This is a genomic window from Streptomyces sp. NPDC043726, from assembly GCF_056436565.1.
In genome coordinates, this window is sequence record NZ_JBWKCI010000006.1 from 541628 (window position 1) to 554023 (window position 12396).

10 protein-coding genes are annotated in these 12396 nt (G+C 71.0%); 7 read left to right on the forward strand and 3 right to left on the reverse strand.

Translation table 11 applies throughout. The annotated features are described in order from the left end of the window. Positions 1–14: 14 nt before the first annotated feature. Positions 15–1853, reverse strand: a complete 1839-nt coding sequence (locus AC068Z_RS20565) for an ABC transporter ATP-binding protein (protein ID WP_478557229.1) — start codon at positions 1851–1853, stop codon at positions 15–17. A gap of 235 nt (positions 1854–2088) precedes the next feature. Here AC068Z_RS20565 and AC068Z_RS20570 point away from each other — a divergent pair, with 235 nt between their 5' ends. The 5 genes from AC068Z_RS20570 (at position 2089) to AC068Z_RS20590 (ending at position 8084) form a co-directional block, all read left to right on the forward strand. Further along, positions 2089–2730 carry a HEAT repeat domain-containing protein gene (locus AC068Z_RS20570; RefSeq protein WP_478557231.1) on the forward strand — a complete coding sequence of 214 codons (642 nt, stop codon included), beginning with the start codon at positions 2089–2091 and terminating at the stop codon, positions 2728–2730. 5 nt (positions 2731–2735) lie between these two features. Then, a complete protein-coding gene (locus tag AC068Z_RS20575; RefSeq protein WP_478557233.1) occupies positions 2736–3740 on the forward strand; it encodes a HEAT repeat domain-containing protein in 1005 nt (334 codons plus the stop codon). 162 nt (positions 3741–3902) lie between these two features. Beyond that, positions 3903–5819: a protein-arginine deiminase domain-containing protein gene (locus tag AC068Z_RS20580; RefSeq protein ID WP_478557235.1), complete on the forward strand. Its 1917-nt coding sequence runs from the start codon at positions 3903–3905 to the stop codon at positions 5817–5819. 87 nt (positions 5820–5906) lie between these two features. After that, positions 5907–6971: a beta propeller repeat protein gene (locus AC068Z_RS20585; RefSeq protein ID WP_478557237.1), complete on the forward strand. Its 1065-nt coding sequence runs from the start codon at positions 5907–5909 to the stop codon at positions 6969–6971. Positions 6972–6974: 3 nt separating this feature from the next. Next, complete coding sequence (locus tag AC068Z_RS20590) at positions 6975–8084, forward strand: beta propeller repeat protein (RefSeq protein ID WP_478557239.1); 1110 nt, start codon at positions 6975–6977, stop codon at positions 8082–8084. A gap of 82 nt (positions 8085–8166) precedes the next feature. Here the strand turns inward: AC068Z_RS20590 and AC068Z_RS20595 are convergent, their stop codons facing one another. Then, a complete protein-coding gene (locus AC068Z_RS20595; protein ID WP_478557241.1) occupies positions 8167–8685 on the reverse strand; it encodes a GbsR/MarR family transcriptional regulator in 519 nt (172 codons plus the stop codon). Between the two features lie 91 nt (positions 8686–8776). On the opposite strand from AC068Z_RS20595, the gene AC068Z_RS20600 reads away from it, so the two are divergent. Both AC068Z_RS20600 and AC068Z_RS20605 read left to right on the forward strand, forming a co-directional pair. Continuing rightward, positions 8777–9703: an ABC transporter ATP-binding protein gene (locus AC068Z_RS20600; RefSeq protein ID WP_478557243.1), complete on the forward strand. Its 927-nt coding sequence runs from the start codon at positions 8777–8779 to the stop codon at positions 9701–9703. Further along, positions 9700–11307, forward strand: a complete 1608-nt coding sequence (locus AC068Z_RS20605) for an ABC transporter permease (RefSeq protein WP_478557245.1) — start codon at positions 9700–9702, stop codon at positions 11305–11307. Before AC068Z_RS20600 ends, AC068Z_RS20605 begins: the two co-directional genes overlap by 4 nt. Before the next feature lie 156 nt (positions 11308–11463). On the opposite strand, the gene AC068Z_RS20610 is transcribed toward AC068Z_RS20605, so the two are convergent. Further along, on the reverse strand, positions 11464–12387 hold the full coding sequence (locus tag AC068Z_RS20610) for an SDR family NAD(P)-dependent oxidoreductase (RefSeq protein ID WP_478557247.1): 924 nt from the start codon (positions 12385–12387) through the stop codon (positions 11464–11466). Between the last annotated feature and the right edge of the window lie 9 nt (positions 12388–12396).

Sequence of the window (12396 nt, forward strand, 5' to 3'; positions counted from 1 at the left end):
CCTGCTCGACCCGACTACGTGGAACCGGTGCTCGGCACGGGTATTTCGGGGGCCGGATCCGTGCTCTCGCCGAGGAAGCCGCCCGACTGGTGCTGCCACAGTTTGGCGTAGGCGCCCTCCGATGCGAGGAGCTGGTCGTGGGTGCCCTGTTCGATGACGGTTCCGCGGTCGAGGACTACGAGGCGGTCCATGCCGGCGACCGTGCTGAGGCGGTGGGCGACGACGAGGGCCGTGCGCCCCTCCAGTAGCCGCCACAGGGCGTCCTGGACGAGGAGTTCGCTCTCCGAGTCCAGGGCGCTGGTCGCCTCGTCGAGCAGGAGGATCGGGGCGTCGCGGAGGATGGCCCGGGCAAGGGCCACGCGCTGGCGCTGGCCGCCCGAGAGTTTCACTCCTCGCTCCCCCACCAGGGTGGCGAAGCCGTCGGGGAGTTGGTCGGCGAACTCGGTGACGTGCGCGGCCTCGGCCGCCGCGTGGATCTCCTTGTCGGTGGCACCGGGCCGGGCGAAGGCGATGTTGTCCCGCAGGCTGCGGTGGAACATGGCGGGTTCCTGTGGGACGTAGGCGAACAGCGAGCGCAGGTCGGTCTGGCGCAGTCTGCTGATGTCCTGACCGCCGATCAGGATGCGGCCGTCGTCGAGGTCCGACATGCGCAGCAGGAGCCGGGTGAGCGTGGTCTTGCCGCCGCCGGACCTGCCGACGAGACCGATCCGCGCGCCCGCGGGCACGTCCAGGTCCAGTCCCCGGAAGATCGGCCGCGCACCGGAGTGGGCGAAGGTCACCGCCTCGAAGCGGATGCCCGTGTCCCGGGGTGCGAGCGGTTCGGGTCGCGCCGGGTCGAGCACGGTGGGCGGATCCAGCAGCAGCTCGGTGAACTGCGCGGCCTCGGTCATGGAGCTTTCCAGTCGCCGGTAGATCTGATTGAAGTCGAACATGATCTCCGTGGCGTTGAAGTAGTACGTGAACGCGACGACGAGCGCCTCGACTCCCTGGCCCGAGCCGGCGAGGGCGATGGCGACCAGCAGTCCCAGCACGTTGGTCAGCACGAACATGGGGGCGACCAGGACGTCGACGCGCAGATTGCCGTAGTCCCAGGACCGCAGCGTCAGGCGCCTGGACTCCGCGACTCGGCTGCGGTGTTCCTCGGCCTCCAGGCGCTCGGCCGCGAACGCGCGGATCGTCTCCATGTTCATGAGGCTGTCGGCGACGTGGCCGGAGACCCGGGCCATCGCCGCCTCACGGTCGTTGACGAGTCTCTGCCGACGCCGGATCAGCGGCGTCGCGGCCACCGCGGTCAGCGCGATCATCACGAAGAGGCCCACGACGAGCATCGGTTCGTAGGTCCAGAGCACCACCGCCCCGAACACCAGCGGGACGAGGCTGCCCACGATCCGGAAGGTCAACGTGTCGACGAAGTCCTCGAAGCGCTTGCCGTAGCTGAGCACCCGTTTGGTCAGGGAGCCGGCGAAGTTGTCGTGGAAGAACGCCGCGTCCTGGGCGAGGAGTTCGTCCATGCCGCTCACGTACAGGTGCTCCATGCCGAGGGCGTCCACGCGGTTCAGGCAGTGCTGACCGATCCGCCACACGGCCTCGGCGAGCAGCAGCGCCGCGCCGAAGCCCAGGACGTACGGCAGGGCCGAGGCGAGGGTGAGACCGCTGTCCTCGGCGGCCTGTCCCGCCAGTTTGGCGATCAGCAGGGGGGCGACGTAGCGGGTGCCGATGTTGCCCAGGGCCGGCAACAGCAGCGCGGGGAAGGCATGCCGTCGTAGGCGCAGGAGTTCCCGGCCGTAGCGGCGCAAGGCCAGAATCACCGCGCTCCTGCCCGGCGTGGGGCCTCGCGTGTCTGTTGTCCCCATCACACTCCCGGAGGTTCGGAAGTCGGAAGTGTCCCGTCAAGGGAGGTTTTCAGTCCAGGCAATTACCGCGGACCGGCGAGAACCGGACATCGCCGCATTCGGCGCGCGACGCCTCTCGCCCACGCCACCGTCACGCGCGCACCGCTTGACCTTGACACCGTGGCAAGCCCTTCACTGTGGCCCAGGAGGGGCCCTCAGGGTCCTCATGATCACGTCGAACAGGGACCGAAACACCATGCACGCACTTCAAAGGCTGGAGCACCCCAGCCCGTCGGTCCGGCTGCAGGCGGCGCTCGCGGCCGGTACGGCGCCCGACCCGGAGTTCATCGGCAAGCTCATCGAGCGCTGCGCGATCGAGCCCGAGTTCTATGTGCGCGAGATGCTGACGTGGGCGCTCACCCGCCATGCCGCCTCGATGACCGTCCCGCCGCTGCTGGACGAAGTCCGCTCGGAGGGTGCGCAGGCGCGGAGTCAGGCCTTGCACACGCTGTCGAAGATCGGGGACCGGCAGGCGTGGCCCGCGATCACACCGGCGCTGCTGGCCGACGCCGACGACGAGGTGGCCCGGAGCGCCTGGCGAGCGGCGGTCGTCCTCGTGCCTGAAGGAGAGGAGCGCGAGCTGGCCGTACTGTTGGCGACGCAGCTCGGGCGCGGTGAACGTGAGACGCGGTTGAGCCTCAGCCGGGCGCTGGTCGCGCTCGGGGAGGTGATGCTTCCGGTCCTGGGCGCCGCGGCGGCGGACCTCGACCCGCGCGTGCGCGCCCACGCGCTCGCCACCGAGCAGCTGTGGCGGGACCCGGACGCGGAGTTCGAGTTCGCGGTCGAGGAGGCGAAGCGCGTCGTAGCCCTCGGCGGGGGCGGCCAGGAGGGGCGGTAGGTGCAGTGTTGATCGGTGACGTCGCGCGGCGGTCCGGGGTCAGCGCCCGCATGCTCAGGCATTACGAATCGCTCGGCCTGGTGCGGCCTTCGGGGCGTACCGGTTCCGGCTACCGCGAGTACTCCGGCGAGGACATCCGGCGGATCTTCCACATCGAGAGCCTGCGGTCGTTGGGGCTGTCGCTGCGGGACGTCGGGCGCGCGCTCGACGACCCCGGCTTCGCGCCCGGCGAGCTCGTCGACGACCTCATCCGCCAGACGCGGGACCGCATCGCGGCGGAGACGGAACTGCTCACGCGGCTCAGCCGGATCGGTGCCGCGGAACCGGCCGGGTGGGAGGACGTCCTCCAGATCGTCGCGCTTCTGCAGGCGCTGGGGTCGAAGAGCGCGGAGACGCGGCAGCGCGCGGCCCTGTCCGCGGTCGAGGACGTTCCCGTGCCGGTGGAAGCGCTGGCCGAGGCCGTGCTGAGCGAGCCGGACCCGGTCGTCGCCGGAGCCCTGCGGTGGGCTCTGGCGCAGTCGGGCGAGGACGCGCCGACGCTGCTGGCGGACGGGCTGCGGTCGGGCGCGGCCGAGGTGCGCAGACGTGCCGTCGAGGCCATCGCCGAGATCCCGGACGCTGCCGCGACCGACCTGCTGCGGGACGCCCTCGGCGACTCCGACCTCGTCGTCCGCGGGCACGCGGCTCTGGCGCTGGGGGCACGTGGAGTCTCCGACGCGGTCCCCACGCTCGTCGAGATGATCGTCGAGGAGAGGAACGACGTCGACGCGGCCGACGCACTGAGCGCGCTGGCGGCTGACCCAGCGTCAGCGGAGCGGATCGCCACGCGACTCCTCGACCGCCTCGCCGACGACAGCACGGGAACGTCCGCGCGTCGACGGCTGACCCAGGCGCTGGCGGGTATCCCGGGGACCGCCACGTCACGTGCCCTCGAGGATCTGTCGCAGGACGAGGACCGTGGCGTGGCGCTCACCGCGACGTACATCCTCAAGATGCGCGACGCGCGATAGCGAGCCTCGAGCGGGGGTCGTTCCCCGTCCGCCGCAGGAGGTACCTCCACCTGCAATTCCTCATCAAAAAGGATGACTTCACACCGCACAGCCAACGCACAGCGCTCGTTTGGCCTCATTCCCTGCAGCGGGGTTCGACCGCTGGGAACGAGAGGACACGAAGTGCGTACGAGACACGCTGCACGGGCGGTACTGGCCCTCACCGCGACGGGAGCGGTGCTCGCACCGCCGGGCATGGCGTACGCGGAGGAGGAGCCGCCGCGCATCGATCTGAGGGCGGACGTCAACCGCGACGGGCAGGTCGACGTCACGGGCGACACCGACACCGCCGGGGAGAACACCTGGTCGGTCGGGCGGGGTGCGGTCTTCCTGCCCAACATCGACGACGACAGCAAGCGCTGCCCGACCACAGGTCCTGGCGGCCGCCCGCTGTCCGACGCCAAGCTCAGCGCCTGCAACGACGCCTCCGACAAGAAGGTCAACGGCCGTGCGGACGCCGCCGACCTGGCCCGGGTGCGTTCGGTGCCGCTGCGCAACCTGCCGTCCGACGCCAAGGGCAGCGTCAAGGTCACCACGGGCGCCGCGCAGAGCAGGGTCTTCGTCCAGCGCAACGGCGCCTGGGAGCCGGTCACTTCGCAGACCCGGCTGACGCGGGCCGAACTGCGCGCCGGCGTCGAGTTCGGTGTCGAGGGCAAGGACGTCATCCGGGACAGCGCGAAGTGGGACGGGCGCGTGGTGATCCGGCTGAAGGTCACCTCCTCGTCCGGCACCACCGCCGACTCCGTCACCCTGCGCGCCGCCCCGCTGCTCACCCACCACGCCTTGCAGAACACCCAGCAGCTGCTGGTCACCAAGGTCAAGGGCAACGACCCGTGGGCCAAGCGGCAGCGCGCGTTCGTCAAGAAGCTGGAGAAGGAGAGCCAGGCGGCGGGCATCACCAAGCCGCTGGTGACCTTCGAGAAGTACGGCGACATCTGGGCCCAGGACTTCGTCGAGCCGGCCTACCTCAACATGACGGGCCCGGACGGCAAGCAGCGCACGATGCGCGTCATGCTGCGCTCCGCCCAGGACCGCGAGGCGGGCCGTGAGCTCTACGAGAAGCTGCGCGGCCCCAACGTCGGTGTCGTGCAGGCCAAGGGCCGGGACATGCAGGGCTGGGAGACCCTCAACTCCTACGGCAACCTGGAGACGATCCCGCCCTACGCCCACAACGGCCGCTCGTTCCCGGCCGGTCGGATCATCATGGGCGAGCGCAAGGACGGCAGCGGCGTCAAGCCGTCCAAGGAGATACGCACGATGCTGAAGTCCCAGGGGCTTCAGGACCCGCTCCTGCTGGACACCTCCTGGCTGCATGTGGGGCACGTCGACGAGTTCGTGCAGTTCCTGCCCGCCGACACCCCGCGCGGCTGGCGGATAGGCATCGCCGACCCCGAGGCCGGGCTGCAACTGCTGCGTGACGCCCAGCGCGACGGCCACGGCGCGAAGAAGATGTTCTCCGTGCCCGGCTTCGACGAGCTGCTGCCCCCTGAGGAGACCATCGACGAGGCCCTGGCCTCCCGGCACCTGGTCTCCGACAACGAGATGGCGGCCCGGAAGATCGCGGCCAACCTGGAGATCCTCAAGAAGCAGACGGGCGTCACCGACGAGGAGATCGTCCGCGTGCCCGCCCTCTACACCCGGGGCATCGTCGGGGACAGCGAGGAAACCCGCGTGCCGCTGCTCCGCCGCCTGGGCGGCGACGGCGCCCCGGAGGCCGCCCGGAAGTACGGTCAGCAGCAGTTCCGGGAGGACGCCGACGGCGCTCGCGCCGCCGCACCCACGGTGATGACCAGCGCCTACGTCCCGGGCGCCGTCAACGGCATCCTGCTCTCCCGCGACCGCTACCTCGCCCCGCGCCAGTGGGGTCCCGTCATCGGGGGCAAGGACATCTTCACCGAGGCCGTCACCGCCGCGTACACCGGCGCCGGCATGAAGATCTCGTACGTCGACGACTGGTACACGTACCACCTCGGCATGGGCGAGATCCACTGCGGCACCAACACCCTGCGCGACGCGTCCGGCCTCTGGTGGAAGCCGTGACCACGGCGATAGTGGCGCCGTGAGACGTCTGTTCACTTGTGGGCGAACGCCATAAGCTGAGCGGCCTTCGCGTTCTGGGGAGGTCTGGTGAACGGTCTCCGTGCGATCTTCGTCTGTTTGGTGATGGCGTGTGCCGCGGTGGTGTCGCCCGCCGCGGCCGTCACGCCCAGCCCGACACCCACGTGGTCGGCGCTGCCGGTGCCGCCGGCGGCGTCGTCCCCCGTGACCGTGTCCGACCTCGCCGCCCGCGGGCCCGGCGAGGCCTGGGCGACGGGGTACGAGCACGCCGCCGACGGACTGCGGCCGATGCTGTACCGGTGGGACGGCACCGCGTGGAGCCGGGAGACCTCCTTCCCCGGCGCCGGTGACCTGGGCTGGCTCGGCAAGGTGCAGTTCGTCGGCGAGGAAACGTGGATCTTCCACAACCGGGAAGGGGCGGGGGAGATCCTGCGCCGGTCGGCGGACGGGTGGAGTTCCGTACCACTCCCCCAAACCCTCTGGACCTACCAGGACTTCACCGCCGTACCAGGTGGAGCGTGGGTGGTCGGCGAGGACGACACCGGTCTGAAGGTGTTGCACCACGACGGCTCCACCTGGACCCAACAAGCCACCCCGGACGGGGTGCTGTACTTCATGGGAATCACCGCGCGCACCGCCACCGAAGTCTGGGCCTGGGCCGACACCACCAGCGGGAGCACGATCCTGCGCTGGGACGGCACGGCATGGCGGGACGCGCAGGTGCCGCTGCCGCCGAACAGCAACGTGCACACCATGCTGCTCGAACCGGCCGGGCGGATCACGATCGGCGGCAGCCAGTACACCGACGGCGTGGCCCGCACGTATCTGATGACCTTCAACGGGCGCGCCTGGCGGACTGGTTACCCACCACTCGGCGACACCTACACCGAGGGCATGGCGCGCGCCCGGGACGGCGCGCTGTGGCTGCCGGTGCGCAGCGACCGCGCGTTCCAGTCGAAGTACGCGCGCGTGGACGGCCGCCGCACCACCTTCTCCTACGGCCCCGAGCGCACGAACGCGATCGACGTCAAACCGCGTGAACTGGCGTCCTCCGGTTCCTCGTTGTTGTCCTTCGGCACCGTCGAGATCTACGGCTCGAAACCGAATCTGATGAGTGAGCGGCTGGGAGGCTGATCCGTGTTACGCAGACTTCTCGTCGCGGCCCTCGCCGTCGCCACGACCCTCGTGATGCTGGTGACCTCGGCCGCGGCGGACACCCTGTCCTGGCAGCACGTCCCGGTCCCGGCGCAGGTGCGTCCGCAGGCCGGGCTGAACGAGGCCGCCGCGTTCGGTCCCGACCATGCGTGGGCGGTGGGCGCCGATGCCGTCGGCCGTGAGGCTCCGGGCTTCCCGCTGGTGCTGCGCTGGGACGGCAGCGCGTGGCAGCGCCGGCCGCTGACCGGGATCGGCTGGCAGGGGGAGCTGCTGTCCGTCGCCGGGGCCTCGCCCAGCGCGGTCTGGGCGGTGGGCCGCGACTCGGCGGGCGGCGCCCGTCTGCTCCGTTTCGACGGCAGTGCCTGGTCCGAGAGGCGGGCGCCGCGCGGTGTCCTGCTGTCGCGAGTCGTCGCCGGTGGCGGCGAGGTCTGGCTGATCGGGTCGCGGGACGGCGTACAGGTGTTGCTGCGGTGGGACGGGCGCGGCTGGCGGGAGGTGCCGGCGCCGCCCGGCGGTGTGTACGGGCTGCACATCCTGGCGGCCGACGACGTGTGGGCCGCGGGCGACACCGCCTCGGGTGCGGCCGTGTCGCACTGGGACGGGCAGGCGTGGGAGCAGACAATCGTGAACGGGTTCCCGCGGTCGGCGGTGGGCAGTGTGCTGGCGGTCTCGCCGACGGAGGTGTGGGCGGGCGGCACGGCCGGGTTCGTGGGCGGTCCGCCGGGCAGGCCGATCCCGCCGCTGCTGGTCCGGTTCGACGGGCAGACGTGGAACCGGGTGACCGTGCCCGCCGACTTCGGGGGGATCACCTCACTGGCACCCACGACGTCCGGCGAGCTGGGCTGGATCTCGGTGGCCAACTCGCAGAAGTGGGGCCCGCCCGGCAGTACGCCGCCGCTCGTTCCCGGCCCCGACTTCCTCGCCTGGGACGGACAGTCCTTCACCGAGTACAGCGAACCGGCGGTGCCCGGCGAGGGCGACTCACGGACGCTGCGGCTGACGCCGGTGCCGGGTACGGAGACGGTGTGGTCGGTCGGCCGCGCCAGCGGCCCCGAGAACACCTTCGCGCCGCGGATCCTGCGGTTCGGCTGAGCCGACGCGCAAGGGTTCGACTGAGCCGACGCGCCGACATGGAACGGGGCCGCCTCCACCGTGGACGCGACCCCGTTCCCCGTCAGGCTCCAGAGGCCCGGTACTCCCGCCAGTCGGCGACGATCTGCTCCAGCTTGGGCATGACGAAGAGACCGAACTCCCGCATGTCCGCCAGGCGGGCGCGGCCGGCGGTGTTGGACTCGTCGAGCAGGTCGATGTCCTCCATCGCGGCCTTCGCGAACTCCCGCAGCCACAGGCTGCGGATGGCGAAGACGTCGGGCCAGGGGTCCTCGCGGACGCGGTAGAGGTCACGGCGCGAGCCGGGCTGGTTCTCCCGGCTGATCAGGCCGATCCGGACGAGGCTCTGCAGCGCCGTGGAGACGGTGCCGGAGCTGATGGAAAGAAACTCGCCGATTTCGGCGGCGGTCAGCGCGCCGTTCGGGGACACCAGTAGGGCGGCGAAGACGCGTGCGGACATGCGGGGCAGTCCCGTCTCGGCGAACCGGCTCGCGAGCCGCTCCACGGCGCGGGCCTCCCCCTCCGCCGCCCACTGCGATCCCGTGGGCGCGTCGTTCGTCGATTCTGCTCTGCCTGTGGACACGTGTAGGGCACCTCCTGCACCCACCCTAACCGGCCATTCAAGCTTCTTCCAGTTCTCGCAAATTTCAAAATATTCAAGTACAGTTAAAATCATGACGCCACCGATCTCAATCTCCTCACTGGTCAAGACGTTCGGACCCGTCCGTGCCCTTGACGGTCTTGACCTCAGCGTGGAGGCCGGGGAGGTGCACGGGTTCCTCGGTCCCAACGGCGCGGGCAAGACGACGGCCATCCGCGTCCTGCTGGGGCTCCTGCGCTACGACAGCGGGCAGGTGAAGCTGCTGGGCGGCGAACCGTGGGCGGACGCCGTCGAGTTACACAAGCGGCTGGCGTACGTCCCGGGTGATGTGACCCTCTGGCCGACCCTCTCGGGCGGCGAGGTCATCGACCTGCTGGGCCGGCTGCGCGGCACCACGAGCCGGAAGCGGCGCGACGAGCTGATCGAGCGCTTCGAGCTGGACCCGAAGAAGAAGGGCCGCGCCTACTCCAAGGGCAACCGGCAGAAGGTGGCCCTGGTGGCCGCCCTCGCCTCCGACGTCGAACTGCTCATCCTCGACGAACCCACCTCGGGTCTCGACCCGTTGATGGAGTCCGTCTTCCAGGACTGTATCGACGAGGAGCGCCGCCGCGGCCGTACGGTGCTGCTCTCCAGCCACATCCTGTCCGAGGTGGAGCGGCTCTGCGACCGCGTCAGCATCATCCGCGGCGGCCGTACGGTGGAGTCCGGCACCCTCGCCGAGCTGCGCCACCTCACCCGCACCTCCATCCGCGCCGAGCTGACCGAATCCGTCGGCGGCCTCTCCCGCCTGCCGGGCGTGCACAATGTGCGCATCGGCGACGACGAGCGCACGGTCACCTTCGACGTCGACTCCGGCGACCTCAACACGGCCGTACAGCATCTGACGACCCTCGGGCTGCGCGGTCTGGTCAGCCAACCTCCCACCCTGGAAGACCTGTTCATGCGGCACTACACGACCGTGCCGGACCGGGCGGGAGACCGGGCGGAGGCCGCGCGGTGAGGGACTACGCGGGCACCTGGACGCTGCTGCGCCTCGCCCTCCGGCTCGACCGGGTGCGCGCGAGCGCCTGGATCCTCGGCATCGTGCTGTTCACCACGGCGTCCGCGCAGAGCAACAACGACCTGTACAGCACGGCCGAGGAACGGCAGAACCTCGCCGAGACGGTCGAGACCAACCCGGCGATGCTCGCCCTCGGCGGCCGCGCCTTCGACCTGACCACGACCGGCGGGATCAACGCCTACCAGCTCGTCGCCTTCATGGCCACGATCATCGGCCTGATGAGCATCCTGATGGTGGTACGGCACACCCGTGCCGAAGAGGAGAGCGGCCGGGCGGAGCTGGCCGGTTCGGCGGTCGTCGGCCGCAAGGCCTGGCTGGCCAGCTCCCTGCTGCTGGTCACCGGCATGAACCTGGTCATCGCGCTGCTCCTCGGGCTCGGGCTGCGCAACACCGATCTGCCGGCCACCGGCTCCTGGGCGTTCGCGCTCGGCTGCGCGGGCGTCGGCGTCTTCTTCGCCGTCGTCGCCGGGATCACCGCCCAGCTGACCGATCACGCCCGCTCCGCCACCGGCCTCGCCTCCGCCGTCCTCGGCCTCGCCTATCTGCTGCGCGCCACCGGTGACGCGGCCAGCGCCACCGACGGCGGCATGTCCTGGCTGACCTGGCTCTCCCCCATCGGCTGGGCCGAGATGATGCGCCCGTACACCGACGAGAACTGGGCGGTGGGCCTGTTGTTCGTCGGCGCCGTCGCTGTCCTGGTCGCCGCGGTCGGCGTGCTCATCGGCCGGCGGGACATCGGCGCCGGAGTGCTGCCGCCCTCGCTCGGGCCGGTGGAGGCCACCCCCGCGCTGCGCTCCCCGCTCGCCCTCGCCTGGCGCCTGCAGAAGGGCTCGATGCTGGGCTGGGCGCTCGCCTTCCTGATCGTCGGGGCCGCGTTCGGCGGGGTCGCGGACGGCATGGTCGACGTGGCCGAGGACAACCCGAACATCGACGAGCTGCTGCGCGACCTGGGCGGCTCCGGCAGCATCGTCGACGTCTTCCTGGCCACCATCACCTCGCTCATCGCCGTCGTCGTCGGCGCCTACGCCGTCCAGTCGGCGCTGCGCCTGTCCGGCGAGGAGTCCGCCCACCGCATCGATCCGGTGCTGTCGACGGCCGTACGACGCGTGAATTGGGCAGCCAGTCATCTCACGGTCGCCGCCATCGGCTCGGTGGTCATGCTCACCTCGGCCGGACTCGCGGCCGGCCTGGCCCACGGCCTCAACAGCGGCGACGTCACCGGCGAAGTGCCCCGCGTGCTGGGCGCCGCGCTGGCCCAGGTGCCCGCCGTATGGACACTGATCGGACTGTGCGCGCTGCTGTTCGGGCTGCTGCCGCGCTACACGGCCGTCGCCTGGGTGGTGCTGGCCTTCGTCCTGGTCATCGGCCAGTTCGGGGAGGTGCTCAAGGTCGACCAGACCGTCATGAACCTCTCCCCCTTCACCCACGTCCCCGATCTGCCGTCGGCGGACTTCCGGGCGACGCCCCTGCTCCTGCTCGCACTGCTGGCCGCCGCGCTCATCGCGGCCGGGCTGAGCGGCTTCCGGCGTCGCGACGTGGCCTGAGACCCGAGCGCCGTCCGAACCGGTTCACCGGCGGGCGGCCCGGCCGATGCGGCCTACCTCCCCCGGGGTCGCATCGGCACCCGGGGCCACCACGCGGGCTCTCCCCCGTCCCGCGTGGTGGCCCCGCTCTGCGGATTCGGTGGAGTTGCCGCGGCTTCAGTGGGTCTTGCCGCCCGAGCGGGCCGCCTCCCGCATCTGCGCCGCCACATGACGGGCGATCCGACGGTCGTGCTCCGTCTCCGGGGGCAAGGCCATGAACAGCGCCTTCGACCGGGCGGCCAGCGGCTCCGCGACACTCCGGTCGGTGATGACGTACGGCTTCCCGGACCGTACGCCCTCGACCACCATGTCCCCCACCGCCTCCGGGGACAGCCCGAGCTGGCGCAGATAGAAGTCCTGCTCGGTGAGGAGCCGCTCCCGGTCCTCCTCCTGCTCGGTGGTGAGCCCGAGATCCCCGGTGATCCGGCGGCGCGCCGCCCGGTTGGTGGCGACCATGTTCGTGGCCACCAGCCCCGGGCACAGCACCGTCACCCCGATGGGATGGCCCTCGTAACCCAACTGCCGGGCGAGCCCCTCGGACAGGCCGATCACCGAGGCCTTGGTGCCCTCGTACATGTAGCCACCCTGCCCGCCCTGGGGCGCGAGCCCCGCGGTGGAGCCGGTGTTGACGATGTGGGCCGGCTCCCCGCGGGCGATCATGCGGGGCAGGAAGGTCTGGAGGCCGTTGACCACTCCGCCGATGTTGACGCCCAGGATCAGGTCCCACAGCTCGTAGCTCATCGCGCTGACGGGATAACTGCCGCCGACGCCCGCGTTGTTGCACAGCAGCGACACCGGGCCGAGGCGTTCCTCGGCCTCGTCGGCAACCCGGGCGAAGGCCTCCCGGTCGGTGACGTCCAGGACGAAGCCGGCCACCTCGGTCACCGCCGACAGCTCCGCCTCGGCCGAGGCCAGCGCGTCCGCGTCGATGTCGGCGAGAGCCAGCCGTACGCCCTCCTTGGCGAAGGCCCGGGCCAGGCCGAGGCCGATGCCCTGGGCGCCGCCGGTGATGAAGGCGGTCCTTCCCGCGAGTTCGAGCACTGCCGCTCC